Source organism: Archangium sp. (assembly GCF_036277355.1).
Lineage (GTDB): Bacteria > Myxococcota > Myxococcia > Myxococcales > Myxococcaceae > Archangium.
In genome coordinates this window covers 39656-54645 of record NZ_DASUNC010000077.1, presented here as the reverse complement: position 1 = coordinate 54645, position 14990 = coordinate 39656, and the positions used below count along the sequence as shown (strand labels likewise).

The 14990-nt window shown below is 68.0% G+C and carries 11 protein-coding genes; 1 reads left to right on the top strand and 10 read right to left on the bottom strand.

All coding sequences use genetic code 11. The features are described from left to right. Positions 1-7: 7 nt before the first annotated feature. The gene (locus tag VFZ09_RS21215) at positions 8-1531 is read right to left on the bottom strand and encodes an ArnT family glycosyltransferase (protein WP_329729451.1); all 1524 of its coding nucleotides are present in this window, start codon (positions 1529-1531) and stop codon (positions 8-10) included. Positions 1532-1632: 101 nt separating this feature from the next. Here VFZ09_RS21215 and VFZ09_RS21210 point away from each other — a divergent pair, with 101 nt between their 5' ends. Continuing rightward, a complete protein-coding gene (locus tag VFZ09_RS21210; RefSeq protein ID WP_329729450.1) occupies positions 1633-2052 on the top strand; it encodes a hypothetical protein in 420 nt (139 codons plus the stop codon). Here VFZ09_RS21210 and VFZ09_RS21205 read toward each other — a convergent pair. From VFZ09_RS21205 to VFZ09_RS21165, 9 genes are all read right to left on the bottom strand, one after another. After that, positions 2049-3101 carry a hypothetical protein gene (locus tag VFZ09_RS21205; RefSeq protein ID WP_329729449.1) on the bottom strand — a complete coding sequence of 351 codons (1053 nt, stop codon included), beginning with the start codon at positions 3099-3101 and terminating at the stop codon, positions 2049-2051. The genes VFZ09_RS21210 and VFZ09_RS21205 overlap by 4 nt on opposite strands. A 21-nt stretch (positions 3102-3122) precedes the next feature. Beyond that, the gene (locus VFZ09_RS21200) at positions 3123-3617 is read right to left on the bottom strand and encodes a hypothetical protein (RefSeq protein ID WP_329729448.1); all 495 of its coding nucleotides are present in this window, start codon (positions 3615-3617) and stop codon (positions 3123-3125) included. A 38-nt stretch (positions 3618-3655) separates the two neighbouring features. Next, complete coding sequence (locus VFZ09_RS21195; RefSeq protein ID WP_329729447.1) at positions 3656-7501, bottom strand: serine/threonine-protein kinase PknK; 3846 nt, start codon at positions 7499-7501, stop codon at positions 3656-3658. 137 nt (positions 7502-7638) lie between these two features. After that, positions 7639-9108 (bottom strand): hypothetical protein, encoded by a 1470-nt coding sequence (locus VFZ09_RS21190; protein WP_329729446.1) that lies wholly within the window; start codon positions 9106-9108, stop codon positions 7639-7641. Between the two features lie 127 nt (positions 9109-9235). Further along, positions 9236-10546: a TIGR02270 family protein gene (locus tag VFZ09_RS21185; protein WP_329729445.1), complete on the bottom strand. Its 1311-nt coding sequence runs from the start codon at positions 10544-10546 to the stop codon at positions 9236-9238. A 57-nt stretch (positions 10547-10603) separates the two neighbouring features. Further along, positions 10604-11509: a hypothetical protein gene (locus tag VFZ09_RS21180; protein ID WP_329729444.1), complete on the bottom strand. Its 906-nt coding sequence runs from the start codon at positions 11507-11509 to the stop codon at positions 10604-10606. A gap of 2 nt (positions 11510-11511) precedes the next feature. Further along, entirely contained in the window at positions 11512-12588 is a 1077-nt protein-coding gene (locus VFZ09_RS21175; RefSeq protein WP_329729443.1) for a DUF4150 domain-containing protein, read from the bottom strand. Positions 12589-12596: 8 nt separating this feature from the next. Further along, positions 12597-13571 carry a beta-ketoacyl synthase N-terminal-like domain-containing protein gene (locus VFZ09_RS21170; protein WP_329729442.1) on the bottom strand — a complete coding sequence of 325 codons (975 nt, stop codon included), beginning with the start codon at positions 13569-13571 and terminating at the stop codon, positions 12597-12599. 44 nt (positions 13572-13615) lie between these two features. After that, entirely contained in the window at positions 13616-14731 is a 1116-nt protein-coding gene (locus VFZ09_RS21165; protein WP_329729441.1) for a DUF2169 domain-containing protein, read from the bottom strand. Positions 14732-14990: the final 259 nt, after the last annotated feature.

The window sequence follows — 14990 nt, the reverse complement described above, 5'->3', positions numbered from 1 at the left end:
GCCTCGCCTACTCGTAGTGCTTCACGCGCGGCCAGAGGGTGGCCAGCGGCACCTTCAGCCCCGAGCACAGGTAGAGCGGCAGGTTGTTCTCGTAGGGCATGACGTAGGGGTTGGGCGGCACGCGCGCGGCGAGCTCGACGTGCGCGCACACGGGCTGGAGGTCCTCCTGTTTGCCCCCGACCACGAGGACATTCCCGTCCGCGTCTCCGGGCCCCCAGAGGAAGTAGTGGTTGTGGCCCGAGCGCGCGGGAGGAAGGCCGTGGGCCGCGCCGAGCCAGTCGAGTGCCCCGGCCTCCCCGTAGTTCTGCGTGAAGAGGGTGGTGCGCGCCCGCTGCTCCGGAGGCAGGCGTTGGTAGACCTCGGCCACCGAGGCGACGAGCTCCTCCCAGCCGTGCTGGTCCGCGTAGTGCTGGGGCAGGACGCCGTACTCGTGGCGCTCCTGCGGGGAGGACTCGATGCCCAGGGTGCGCTGCCAGGAGATGAAGGTGTCCACGGGCAGCACGGGCAGGGTGAGCGGCGCGAGGGCGGCGAAGCCCGCGAGGCCCGGGACGAGCACCGCGGCGCGTGCCACGGGGCGCTGGATGAGGCGCTCGGCGTGCACGGCGCCCGCGGCGAGCAACATGGGGTAGGCGGGGGCCAGGTAGTAGTCCTTGGCGCGCAGGAAGACGAGCAGGCCGAAGAGCAGGACGTAGGCGAAGCCGAGCGCGCGGTAGGGCCGGAGGGAGGGGGAGAACAACAGGACGCCGAGCCCCGTGAGCCACAGGGGGGCGGAGAGCGGGTGCAGCAGGAGGAACTGCCCGCCCACGAAGTCGCCGAGCTGGAAGGGGGTGTTCTTGTAGAGCTGGCCGTTGCGCAGCAGCTCGAGCATGGGCCAGCCGTGCCCGTGCTGCCAGAGGAGGTTGGGCAGCACGAGCGCGGTGGCGAGCAGCACGCCGAGGCCGAACCAGCGGCTGGCCAGCAGCCTCCGCGCGGGCGTGAGGAGGATGCCGAGCACGAGGCACACGGTGAAGAAGGCCATGGAGTACTTGTTGAGCATCCCCACGCCCGCGAGCGCGCCCAGGGCGAGCCACAGCCGGGTCTGCCCGGTGCGCACCAGGTGCACCAGCAGGGCGGCACAGCCCGTCCAGAGGAGGGGCTCGAAGGCATTCATGGTGAGGGTGTGGCCCTGGAAGAGGAAGATGGGGGCGAGCGCGGCGGGGAGGGCGGCGAGCGCCACGGCGAAGCCTCCACCCCCGAAGCGCCGCGCGAGGTGTCCGGTGAGGGCCACGAGCCCCGCGGCGGCGAGCGCGGGCAGCACGCGCAGGCCCGTGAGGGAATGGCCGAAGAGCGTGGTGGCGAGCCGGGCGGCCACGGCGATGAAGGGGGGCTGGTCCACGTAGCCCCAGTCGAGCCGCTGGCCACAGGCGATGAAGTAGAGCTCGTCCCGGAAGTAGCCGTAGCGGTGGGCGAAGAGCAGGTGCAGCGCCGCCGTGGCGAGCGCGAGCCCTGGTAGGAGCCAGCGGGGCGGGGAGTGGGGGGGCGCCGGGGTCATGGGGCGAGCCTGCCATAACGGCGCGGCGGGGCCTCAGTCCGGCCTCGGACGGGCGCTCGACCGGTTATCATCCGCCCCGGAGCGCAACGGAGGGGAACGACATGGGCATCAGCGAGGACAATCCCGGGTACGGCTATGGCGACAACGAGCTGGTCGTGCCGAGCAACTGGACGGTGACCTTCGTGGAGGGCCAGCTCGCGGTCTCCTGCACGGTGGCACCGAAGAACGCGTGGACGGATGCCATCACCAACCTGTACGTGGGCCTCACCAGCCCCACGGACACGTCGAAATTCTACTGCTCGGGTTCGGTCACCGCGGTGCATGGCTCCCCGCCCTCGGGCAACGCCATGACCGGCTTCTCCCAGACGTACCTGTACGAGCCCAAGGCGCACGGGAACACCGTGCGCTCCATCGTCTTCGGGTACGTCCAGACCAGCCTGGGCTCGAGCTCCTTCATGCTGCAGCGGCTCTTCACCGTGGGCACGGCCGGGGGGAAACCCAAGCCCGGCAAGGGCGCCTAGACGTCGCTCCAGAGCGAGAACCGGCACTCGAAGTAGGGATACACCTTCACCGAAACCGGCGCGTCCGGCCGGACCACCAGCTTGGCACCGACGGTCCGGCACAGGTTGCTCGGCCATCGGTGCCCCGTGAGGGGGACGCGCTCGCGCCCGGGCCACTGGAGGATGGCCTCGCGCTTCTCGGGCGTGCACAGCCCGAGGTCCACCATGCGCTGGAGGAACTCCTTCGCCCACGGCTCGTGCGGCTTCTCGGGGAAGGGGAGTGCCAGCCCGATGGTGGGGCCCACCGTCTCGCCCACGTCCAGGTTCACCTCCGCGAAGTGCAGGTAGTTGAGCCACGTCTTCGTGAGCTCCTCCACCTGCGCCCGGGAGCCCGGCCAGCCGATGCGCTCAAGGTACCCGCCCACCTCCTCGCGCGGCATGCCGATGATCATCCGCACCGCGTCCGAGCCGCGGCAGGCGAGCGAGGCCACGTGCTCCACTTCCGCGAAGTCGGGCAGCTGCTCGAAGCAGCGCTCCACGGTGCGCGCGATGGCCGGGCGCACCGGCCCCCCTTGGAAGGACTCCAGCGCACGCCAGGTGAGCTGGAGCGACTCGTCCACGGTGGCCCCGGTCTCCCGCCGCGAGCCGGGTGGCTTCTGCCCGAACTCGGGCTGCACGCAGGCGAAGGCGAAGGGCTTGGGGGTCGTGGTCGGGCCCTCCACGTCGTACTCGATCCACAGCACGGGCACGCGCGCCAGCGGCGACTGGGGGTCCACCCACTGCCGCGAGAATTCACGCACGCCGTCCCAGAGGGGCCCGGTCAGTGGCTCGCGCGTCTTCTCGAGCGCATCCGCGAGGGCCTGGTGGCCACCATCGGTCCGCATGCAGCAGACCATGTAGTCCACCCGGGGGGCGCCCGCCTCCATGCGGCACTCGAAGCAGAAGCCTCCCGAGACCTCCGGAAGCAGCCGGGCCACCGCGTTGACGTGGCCGAACTCCTCCTCTCCCACCAGGTCCTTGGAGAGGAACGGCTTCAGACGGCTCATCAACTCATCGATGGGGACGATCATCGGGAAGTCCTGGAGCCGCGCTCACTCGATGGTGAAGGCCTGCGGGAGGACGCCGTAGTGCCCGTCCGGGTTGACCACGGCCAGATCGTACACGCCGATGGGCGCGTTGGAGGGGAGGTTGAGCGTGCAGGTGAGCACGGAGCCGCGGCCGCCGGGGTTCTCCACGCTCTGCGTCACCGCGGGCAGATCCATACCGCTCAGCTTGAGGGCGGCGAACGTGCCCGTGGTGAAGAAGTCGCCCGCCACGCGCAGTTGCACCGCGTTGCCGCACGAGCCCGTGCTCGGAGTGGCCGAGCTCACCTGCACCACGGCCTTCACCCACACCACGGCGAACATCTCCAGCGAGGCGAGCTCCGTCTTGAGATGCTTCATCACCGAGTCGAGGTGGCCCTTGTGCAAGGCCTCCCGCTGCGCTTCGGACAGGTTGGCCTTGGCCATCGCGCCATCCGGATCCTTGCTGAACTGCCGCTGCAACTCCGGGTTGCGGATCAGATCGGAAATGAAGTGTAGAAGCACGGTCCCCTCCCTCGTGGGTGGTGCTGGGATACCTCGAACTACGCGCCGAAGCCAGGGGCCAGGACCGCGGCCCAGCGGCGAGGCTCGCGGATGTCCTCGCCCTTCAGCGTCTCGGTGGCGCGGGTGACGAGCTCCTTGCCCGCGTCGCCGCCCACCAGCTCGCCCTTCCACAGGCGCGCGCAGGCGGCCAGCGTGGGCATCCCGGCCGCGTCGTAGCCGTCGATGGCCGCGGACAGGTGGGTGAGCGCCTGCTCGGGCTGCTCTCCGAGCCGGGCCGCACCCGCCTGGAGCAGGTGCACCAGGGACGGTGCGTCGCGCCGGAGCTCCTGGGCGAGCAGGGCGATGTCCTTGTTCACGCGCCGCACGAGCTCCGCGCGCCGCTGGGGCTCCCGCTCCGCCAGGGCCAGGCAGATGCGGGCCCGCAGCCCGTACAGCTCGAAGCGGCCGAGCTGTCCGCGCAGCCACTGTCCGGCCACCAGCGAGGGCCAGGCCTTCTCCAGCCGCTCCAGGGCCTGCGCCAGCTTGTCCTCGTACAGCTCGGCCAGCGTCTCGCGCAGCACCTGGAAGCCGTGCTGGATGGCGCCGAGCCGGCTCCAGCCCGCCATCATCTCGGTCATGAGCGCGCGGGCCTCGTCCGTCTGGCCCTGGGAGATGAGGCACAGGGCCGTGGAGAAGGACGCGGTGACGCGCGAGAAGAGGTCCCCCACCTCGTTGGCCACGCGGAACCACTCGGAGGCGCGCTGCCCCAGCTCGCGCAGGCCGTGCGTGGCCTGCAACACCAGACACGCCTGGGTGCGCCCGACGTTGGTCTCCCAGATGACGTCCAGGCCGTGCTCCTGCAGCAGCTTCATTCCGTGGTCCGCCTGCGCCAGGGCGGTGCGCCACTCGCCGAGCACGTACGAGTGGGTGCTCTGGTACGTCTCCGCGAAGCCGATGAGGGCGGGCTCCTTCAGCTCGAGCGCGAGCGCCTTGCCCTGCTCCTGGTAGCGCGCGCCCCGCTTCACCGAGCCGGCGGTGCCCTGCCAGAGCCACAAGGCGCCGAAGGCCGTCAGCGCGCGGGACGCCCGGGCGGGATCTCCGGACTCGAGGGCCATGCGCAGGCTTTGGATCTGGAAGCCCATGGCGCGCAGCGACTCGATGCTCGCCAGGGACTTGCCCAGGGCCCACGTCACGTCCATGCGCGCGCGCAGCTCGGCGGGGATGGGGTCCGGCCGCTGGCGCAGCTTCGCGCCGCCCGCCATCAGGCGCATCATGTTCCACGCCACGCCGCCCATCGCCACGGCGTTGGAGTCCGAGTAGGACAGGCCCACGCGCGTCAGCACCGGCCGCACCAGCGTCAGTCCCTCGTCGATGCGGCCACTGAGCATCAGGCTCTCGATGGCGCGGCGCCGCAGGTCCAACCCGTGCTCCTCGGGGCCCTCCTCGGCCACCTGGAGGAAGAGGGGTCCCGCCTCGCCACCCCGGCCCGCGTTGGCGAGCGCCTCGGCGCGGCGCAGCTTCAGCACGCCCGGCTCGGGCAGGGCGGCGTTCGCGGCGCCCCCACTCCACTCGAGCGCCGAGCCGAAGAGATCCGCGGCACGGTGGAAGGCCAGGGCCTTCCAGGCCCGCTCCGCCGCGCGGAAGGCCTGCACGGCCGCCTCGCGCAGCTCACCCGCGCCATGCAGGTGCAGGGCGAGCAGCTCGGGGTCTGGCTCGGGCCGCTGGACCCACACCTCGGCGAGCCGGCGGTGGTGGGTGGCGAGCGTGGTGGACTCGAGCTGGGCCAGCACGCTCTCGCGGATGCGATCGTGGGCCACCTCGAGGCGCGAGGAGTCCCCGGTGCGGCCCTGGAGCAGGTGTTGGGCGCGCAGGAGGACGAGCGAGGAGAGCGCGGTGTCCCCGAGCCGGGCCGCCTCGAGCACCACCGCCTCCTCCGTGGGCCGTCCGGACACGGCCGCCACTTCCAGCAGGCGGCGGGCGCCCTCGGGGAGCTGGCGGAGCCGCCGCGCCAGGACGCCGCTCAGGGTGACGTGCGCTCCGGAGTCCGTGGCGGTGGGGCCGCTGCCCGGCTCGGGGCGGGCGAGCTCCTCGATGAAGAACGGGTTGCCCTCGGCCTCGCGGATGATGCGCTCGGCCTGGAGCCGGGCCTCGTGCGAGGAGGCACCCATCCGGTACAGCGCCAGCCGCGTGGCCTCCTCCGCCGGCAGCGGCCCGAGGACGACTTCCCGTGGCGCCTCCAGCACGAGCGAGTGCGCCAGGAGCCGCTCGAGCTCGCGCAGGAAGGGGCTGTTCCCGGCCTCCCCGCTGCGGTAGCTGGCCACCAGCAGGAGCGAGGGCATGTCGGGCGGCGAGAGCAGCTCCGCCATCAACTGCGCGCTGTCCACGTCACCCCACTGCAGGTCATCCAGGCAGAGCACGAGGGGCCCCCGGCCGGAGATGCGCCGCAGCAACTCCTTGAGGACGGTGGCCACGTGCCAGCGGGCCTGCTGGGGCTCCTGGGGCCCGGCCGGGGCTGGCGTGGGCTCGAGCCGCTCCGCCACCACCCGGAGCACGGGAAACACTGGCAGCAGCTCGTGGAACCGCTCCGGGAGGAGCGCCCGCGCCTCCTCGGGGGGGAGCCGCAGCAGGAAGCGCACGAGCGAGTCGAACAGGCTGTCCAGGGCCTTGTAGGGCACGGACTCGCGCTCGTGGCAGCGGCCCATGAGGGCCACGGCCCCGCGCTGGTGGACGGACTCCACGAAGCCGCGCAGGAGCGTGCTCTTGCCCATGCCGGGCGGGCCGTGCAGGTACACGATGCCGGGCTTTCCGGCCGTGCTGCGCTGGAAGGCCTCCTCGAGCACCGCCAGCTCCGCCTCGCGGCCCACCAGCGTGCGTCCCCGCTCCGGCAGCGCCATGGCGCCGCGCGAGCTGGTGCCTTCACCCCGTGGGGCGAAGCAGGCGAGGATCTCCTCGAATCCGGGCCGGCGGCTCGGCTCGGGCTCGAGCATGCGCATGCACAGCTCCGAGAGATCCTTCGGAATGTCCTGCGACACCTGCGAGAGGGGCACGGGCCCGTGGTTCTGCTGCTCGCGCCGCTCGGAGGAGTTTCCGTAGAAGGGGCGGATGCCGCTGAGGGCCTCGTAGAGCATCACCCCGACGCTGTACCAGTCGGTGGCCTCGGAGATGCCCTCGCCGGACCACTGCTCGGGCGCCATGTACGAGGGCGAGCCGGCGACGCCCTCGGGGGCCTGATCCTGCGGGGCGGGAGTCAGCTCCTTGGCGAGCCCGAAGTCGAGCAGCACGACGCGGCCGGTGGGGGTGACCAGGACATTGGACGGCTTGAGGTCGCGGTGGACGATGCCGGCGGAGTGGAGGGCCCGGACGCCCTGGGCCAGGTGGTAGAAGGCGGCGCGCAGGCGCTCGGGGTCGACGAGGAAGGGCGACGCCGTGGGCCGGGGGTCGCGCGCAAGGGGCACCTCGCCCGAGGGCTCCGCCGAGGAGAAGGTGGCCGTCGCGTCGTGGGGGCCGCTCGCGCCCGGGTCGGTCCGCCGCTGGCTCGGAATCACCGTTTCGGTCCTGTCCTGGGGCGAGTCACTCAGGGACAGGGAGGCGCTCATGGAGCGCACGTACGTGGTGAAGTGAGCGCCCTCCACGTACTCCATGGTGAAGAACCACTGGTTGCCCTCCGAGTGCAGCTCGTAGAGGGTCACCAGGTTGGGGTGGACCAGGTCCCCCAACAGGCGGAACTCCTGCTTGAAGCGGTAGAGCGCGATGGGCCGGGGCTCGTGGAGGAGCTTGAGGGCCACCACCGTGTTGTAGAGGGTGTCGAAGACCTCGTAGACATGGCCGAACGAGCCCTGGCCCAGGGGACGGCGGACCTGGAAGCGCTCATTGCCGATGAAGTCGGCTCTCGCGGGGACCCTCACGTTCCGTTCCTTTCACGAACGACCGGCACGGCACCTGCCAGGGCCGGGCGCCAGGGGCCCTCCGGGAGGAGGAGCCGCTGACGCCGCGTGTCACGTGAGGGATTATCGGCAAGAGTCCGGCGATTGTGAAGCGACGCTCACTCCCCCGCCGCGGCCTGGCCCTGCTTCGTCCGCTTCAGGAGATCCCGCAGGTCGAGGATGGCTTTGTCCCGGCGCTCGGCTGCGGGGTTGCTCTCGGGGGGCGGGGCGGCCGGTGGAGCCGAGGCCACCTGGGGCGTGCAGGGGGTCTGCGTCTGGGGCCAGGCGCCGAGCGGGAGGAACCAGACGGAGTCGTACTGGTGGCTGTTCGCCACACTGTGGCAGCCCATGCACGAGGTGGCGGTGGAGTCCTGGACCCAGGTCTCGGTGGCCACGTTGGCGGTATTCGTCTGGGGCAGGGGCTGTGTCGTGCTGGGGAAGGTGTCGGTGTCGCCGACGGGCCACTGGGTGAGCACGAGCTGGTAGTTCTCCCAGACGGTTCCCTTCACGTCCTTGGCCTGGTGGTAGTCCTGATTGGTCCGCTGCGTCGAGGCGGCGATGGGCCGCTTGCGCACCACCTGGGTGGGCACGGGGTCCTTGCCCGGCGGGTTGCACTGGCTGATGGGCGGGCCCATCTCCGAGGGCGGAGTCTTCGGATTGTTGTCGTTCAGCGAGTAGGGAGGGGCGCCCCGGGTCTTCTCCCCGGTGAGGGCGGGCACGTTGTCGACGTGCTCGAAGGTCGACCAGACCCACTGGGGGAAGGCGGCGGTCTTGTTCACGATGTGCAGCCCGATGAGGCCGACATCGGTCAGGGTGCACGTGCCGCTCACGGGATCGAGCACCCGGGCCCGGGTGACGTAATAGCGCTTGCGCTGTTTGTCGGGCACGCCCGTCATCACACGCCAGGAGGCCTTGACCTCCACCGAGCCGGCCGGGAACTTCAGCGCGGGATTGGACGAGCCATTTCCCGGGAGGTTCTTCAGCAGGTACAGGGGCCCGGGGTAGGAGTCGCCGGGTTTGATGATGTAGTTGTATTCGGTCTGATTGAGCCGGGTCTCATAGCGGACGTACTGGCGGTTCTGGCTCACGAGAGGACCGGCGGCGTCCGTCATGCTGGCCTGGTTGAAGCCGTGGTACTTGTTGAACGAGCCGAGCACCTTCTCGTAGGGCACGAGGGTGTCAGGGCCGCCGCAGGGGGAGGGAGTCGCGAAGCTCTTCCATTCCGTGGGGGCCGCGCCCTCGGGGAGGAACAGCTCGTAATCCGCCTTCCACGTCTCCCAGACGCCCGGCACCGAGACATCGCCGTACTTCTTCGAGACGTCCGGAACACCGCGAGAATACGGCGCGCCGGTGCTGACTTTGACCGGCCAGGTGAGCGCGATGAACTCCCGCCACGAGAAGTCGTCGAAGTACGGCAGGTTGTCTTCGGGCTTCTGGAACGGAGCGCTGACGTCGATGGGGATGTTGTAGCCGACGACAGGCTGCGGGCGGGACGGTGGCTTCCTGCCCTGCGCGTTCGCGGCGAGTGGCCAGGCTCCACTCAGGAGACCCAGGGAGAGCAGCGATGTGGCGAGCCTTCGGTTGCGCATGGAGATCAGCTAACTGGAGGGCGGTGAATCGATCAAATGAGCGACAGTGAAAACCCTGGCGGTGAGGCCACGGGTCTGTCCGGTGCGCACTGCTGGTGTGACCGGGACGAGCCGTTTCCTCCGTGTGTCATGAGGAATGGAGCCCATCGGTGAAGGGGCGGCTCAGTGCGGAGGGAACTGCCGTGCGGACGGTCTCCAGGGCCTTCCACTGGTAGGGAGTGAAGGCCCGTGTTGGCACTCGCAGTTCCCCTCGGCTGCGCAGCGCCAGGTCCAACGCCAGTGCATGGCGCCGGCGCATCGGAGCCGTCTGCAGCGACTCGAGGAGCGCCTCGGTTCCGAAGGGCCTTCCGTGCAGGTAGCGCCGGTCCGGCTCGAAGTTCTTGCGTGACTCCTTCCACCACGCGAGCACCTCCGATGCGACCGGCCGGGGAAGGTCGTCCTCCGGTCTGGGCGTGAGCTCGACCTCGAGCGCCTCCTCCTCCAGGGGAGGCAAGGGCTCCTCCTCGGTACGCGGTGAGACGAGACGGCCCTCCAGACTCAGGCCGGTGATGGCGCAGAAGGACTCGGCCGCCAGGTGGGACGTGGCTTCATCTTCCATCCATGGCAGGCAGAGCTCGGCGGCGGCGGGTTGGCCGCTGAAGCCCAGGGCCCAGAGCGCATCCGGACGGTGGTGGGGCTCTTCGAGGAGGCGCTTCAGCCGCTCCACCTCGCGAGCATCCCCGCTCAATGCCAGCACCAGCGCGGGCAGTCGCGGCTCGGGAGCCTTGCTGTCGACGGCTGCCTGGCAGGCGGTCCAGGCGGCCCGATGACCCTTCTGCAACCCCGCGATGATGGCGGAATCCCGGAGGGCGGAGACGGATGACGTCAGGCCGGCCTGGAGCACCTGGCGGTCCAGGGGATATCGGAGGCGAGCGGCCACCCGGAGGGCGGCTGCCGCGACATGTGGCTCCTCGTGCCGGAGCAGGTCCGGGAGCACGGGGCCCGGATCCACCCCATGGGTGGCGAGCACTTCCAGCGCGAGGGCCAATCGTGCGGGCTCCTCCTGCTTCAGCAGCGTGGAGAGCCAGGAGGGGAGGGCGTCGAATCCTCTCAGCTCGAGCGCTCGCTGGAAGGCGGGGAGGGCCTCGGGAGATGCGCTCTCCAGGGCCGTTCGTACCGTTCCGGCGAGTGAGGGGTCTTCGGAGCCCAGCAGGGTGTAGGCCGCGGCGGTGACGCGTTCCACGTCCTCCTGGGCCTCCAGGGCTGGAATCAGCAGCTTGTCGGCCGCGGGAGCGCCACCAATGACGAGGCCATCCACATGGGCCAGCAGCCGCTCCTCGAGCCCGGCCACTTCATGCAGCACGAAGTGGGGAGCGACGAGGCTGCGCTCCCACTGCAGCCAGAGGAAGGCCGCCTCGTCCAGGTGCTCTTCCAGCACATCCATCAACAGGTGGCTCATGTGTTCCCAGCGTATCGGGTGGTGAAGGGCCTGCGCGCGTAGCGCGTGCGTTGCGCTCTATTCGGGGAGCGGATGGCCGAAGAAATAGCGTTTGCCTGGCTCGAATTTCTTCGCCTCGTCCGACTCCAGGAACGATTCAGCGATGGTGGCAGCAGCCAGTGTAGATACCCTTTCTCCACTGAAAATCACGCTGCAGTCGATTCCAGTGGCTGGCTCGAAGCGTTCACGTAGCCTGGCCAGTTCCGCGGCAGGGTATCGCGTGGTGAGGTGCCGCATGCGCTCCGCGATTGCGCGGACGGAGAATATATCACCACGATAGATAAATACTTTTTCGGACCCGTGCTTCGCGGTGACTTCATCGTACTGGTTCATGACCAGGTTGAGATAGTCCTCAAGGCTGTCTTCCGGCGGTTCATGCGCAATCATGGTTTTCCTGTCATCCATCAGTAACTCCGCCATCAGGATCGGCAGTGACGAGATCTCCGGTGTCTTTTTTAGTCGCAAGGTAAGGTATTGATCCATCAACACCGGTACGACATCGAGCCGACCCCACAGCGCAAAGGCGCGGCAATAGAGCAGGACGCTCTCACGATACGCTACATCGATACGCTCTTGCCTGCGCATCGGGTGCTGCTCGAGTTCCTCCCGCATGTGTCTGAAGCATGCGACGGTGCCCGCATGCCCCAGTACCCGCGTCGCGACGTCTTTCATTCGCCAATTCTCGGTCTTGCGACACATGCTCAAGATATCCTCGGCAGCGGAGAAATCCCCCGACTTGAGTCTTTCGAGCAGCATCTCGAACCGTACCCAGTGTAGGTCCTCATCTGCGGGTAATCGCGAAGATAGGTCCTTGGCAAGTGGCCTTGGGATCGCAGCAAATGGCCGGGTGAAGTAGGCGAAGCGTTGGAAGTCCAGACCCGCGTCTTTCAGTGTCGGGCGATCTTCTATAGGTGTTTCGTTCATGTCTACCACCAACCTGGAGTGAATCCAGTCACCCTACGCCGCTTGATGCCAGATGCCCGGAATGAATCGCGCCACCACTTGTTCCATTGCTTGTCGTTCCCTTGCCATTTGGTGAAGACGCTGTCGATGAGCTTGCAAGTGGCACACAGCAAGTCGCTCGGTTGCAGATTGCCCGGATTGTCGGGGCAGCCTCCTGCGCTTTTCGGCGTCAAGTGATCGGTCTTGCTGAATCTTGGTCCCCCACTGGGAGGAGGAGCCGCCGGGTTGGCTGAGCGGAAATCGGCGATTGCATTTGGATTGGTGGTGGTGAAGAAAGTGTAGAAGTCCGTTGAGGATTCATTCCACCTGTTTTCGATTTCGACAGTCCGTTCCGGGTCGGGAGGTCTGAAAACATCGCAAGGGGCACTTGGGAAAGGACGCCCGCTGCATGTGCAATTCCTGGCCTTCATTCCAAGCAGGATCTGGTAGACCTTCATCTTGTCGGCCGCTTCAGGGGTTGGATTTCCGTCCGGGCCTTTTTGGTTCAAGCCGTAGAAATCTTCCAGGCTTTGCGGCGTCTCTCCATCTTGGAAGGCCGCAGGGCAATCAGGCTTCCCGCAGCAAGGACACTTCTTCTCGGCGGCGCGCTGCAGTGCGAGCTGGACCATGGCCTCCGTATTTGGCATGGGAGGGGTGCTTCCAGGGTAGCTCGCGTGGTTGCTGGTGGTGATGTCGAGGTGTCTGCAGACGTTCTTCCCCTCGACCATGACGTCCATCGAGTGGGCCTGGAAGTACGTCTTGCCCGTGAGGGTATGTGTCAGCACGCTCCCGCCGAAATTACGGGTCGCGGCCTCGTCTCCCAGCGGTGAGCTCTGGTAGTAGCTCTTGCCCTTGAGCGCGAGCGGCTCGCCTCCGATGGTGACGCTGGTGCTGCCCTGCTTCAGGTCCTTCGCGGAGGACGTATTCGGATAGGGCACTGGAACCGGGCCCGTGGGCGGAGGCGGGGGGCTCAGGCATACGTCGGGGAAGGCCGAGATGACCTTGGCGTCTCCTGCCTTGTGCGCGATCTCCATCCCGTTCGCGAAGACCTTCTTGCCCATGATACCTCCTACTCCATGGCTTCGATGATCACCGCGGCACGCCTGCCCTGCGCGTTGCCAGCCAGGCCAATGGCTCGAGGTCCTGGCGCATAGCGGCGTGCCCAACCCGCGATGGCCCAGACCATGCCGCAAAGCCCTGCCGCCGCGCCGGTGTCGCCGAGCACCTCGGCGCACAGCCAGAGCGGGAAGTCTTCCTTTCGTTCTCGCAGCACCCGGGAGACGAGAAGTGTCTGTTCCTTGAAATAGAAGCTCTCACCCGCCGCATCGGAGAAGCGGAAGTCGATCTGGTGGAGGGCGAGCCCCGCCTCCTCCAGGGCCGCTCGTGCGGCAGCCGTGAGCCCGTCGGCGCGCAACGGCACATCATTCTCCAAGGAGGAGGGCTCTTGGGCGAACCCCATGCCTCGAATGACGGCCAGCCCCTGCTTGTGTGAGGAAAGAAGCACGCAGGCGGCGGCCTCGCCGGGGATGACACCATCGGAGTTGTCTTCGGTCAGCAGCCGGCGCTGCTCATACAGCCGAAGCACCGTGCGAGCGCACATCATCGACTCCGCTCCGGCGACGAGGCAGGCCGGGACCTCGCGGCGGCGGACCAGCTCGCGACCGGCGGCCAGGGCGGTATAGCCTCCCTGAGAACCCTCGGTGAAGATGCGTACCCTGCGCGGATGGAGCACGACCCCCAGTCGCGCCGAGAGTTCGCGTACGAGAAAATCCGCGGAGTAGGGCGTGTTCGCCGTCGAGGCCGGCAATGCGATGAGCAGCGGGAGTTGCTCGAACGCGGCTGCGCCGATCTGCTCGAGGACATCTTGGAGTGCGTGGGTCAGGAAGAACAGCCAGCGCTGCGTTGGGGTCGCCTCGAGGTCGAGGATGTCACGCAGGTGCGAGATGACGATCTCCCGGCCTTGATTGTCCATGTAGGGTGAGACCCGCTTGCGATTGATTCCGGCTCGCAAGGCCGCGCACGCAGGCGTCCAGCGCAGGCCCACGGGGCAGGCCATTCCTGCGGCGTGAACGTAGACGGGTGACGTACTCATCGCTTGCTGCCCCGGTGCTGACGAATCCAGCGGATCGCCGCGGCAAGGCCGCTGAACACCGGCTTGCCATGTCGATAGCCGATGGGTGTACCCGATGTGCTGCGTGGCTTCTCACCCACGGAGATCTCCCGGAGCGCGTTGAGCTTCTTCCCAATGGGGACGCGTGCGCGCCACACGAGCATGGCCAGCGAGAGATGGGGCTCGAGAACCACTGTATCGAGTACACCCATCTGCTCCACTTCTCGATCGACGAAGTGGAACCTGACTGGAACGCGCAGTGAGGGAATGACGTATTGAACGATGGGCTCCGCGGCCATGTGGATGCAACGGATCCGCTCGCCCCCCTGGAAATGCGGGAACTGCTGATCCGCCGGTGCGGATTGGAAGTAGCGCGAGTCGAAGTCCGCTGGGAGGAACGGCGTCCGTTCATCACGCCAGCGCGTGTCGTAGGTGCCTGCGTAGGCAATGCGTTGCGCCCAGGCACGCCCTACATGCCCGACTCCGATCGGCTCCGGCCGGTCACGGGGCGAGGAGATCGTCTGCCCCGGACGCTCCAGGTTCGGAAGGGGTGTACCCTCGATCTGGGCCGCGCCGCGATGCGGATGAAACCCAACGCCCACGAGATTCCGGTGTTCCACCGAGGCGTGTCCCGGCCCGCGGCTCTCATCCGTGCCTCCAAAGGCCCGCTCGAACGTCAGGGGCATCTCGAGGAAAGGGACGGGCTCTGAAGGCAACATGCTTCCCAGCGAGCGAACCCAGCGTCGTTCCCCGAGGATCTGCAGACTCTTCTTCGTGCCCTGGACTTCGAGACTGACGGGCAGTTGTGTCACGCGCTGCCCGGAGGGCGAGACCGCCTTGCCGACCACGATGACGTCCGTCAGTGGCTTCTCGAGCGCGAAGTCGCACTCGTAGCGGATGCTGGTCGTGGCGGGATCGCCATGGTGCTCATCGGCCGTCACGAGGGGTCGCTGCTCTCTGGCGAGCGTCATCTCTCCGCGTGGATTCGTCTCGAACGTTCCCTTCACCACCACCACGCAGGAGTCGCGAGCGTCCTTGTCCGCGGCAACGGAGATGCCGGCCTGCATGCCTGTCGTGTTGAGTGAGATCTGCATGCGTTCGTGTGGCCGCTGTCCGTGCTACCACATGCGCCTGGCACCAGGATTTCCTCTGGGCTGGTGCGCTGTCCGGCCGAGTATTTCAGCAGAGTGATGCGGAGCGCTGTGAAGCGCTTCACACATACACCGCTCAAGTACCTTCGAACAATTCAAGCAGACGGTATTCCACGTGGGATCGTGACTGTGGACCCGGCTCGGCGCATACTCTCGCGGAAGGGGGGTTTTATGGTCGCAACCGCTGCGCTCCTGGCAAATC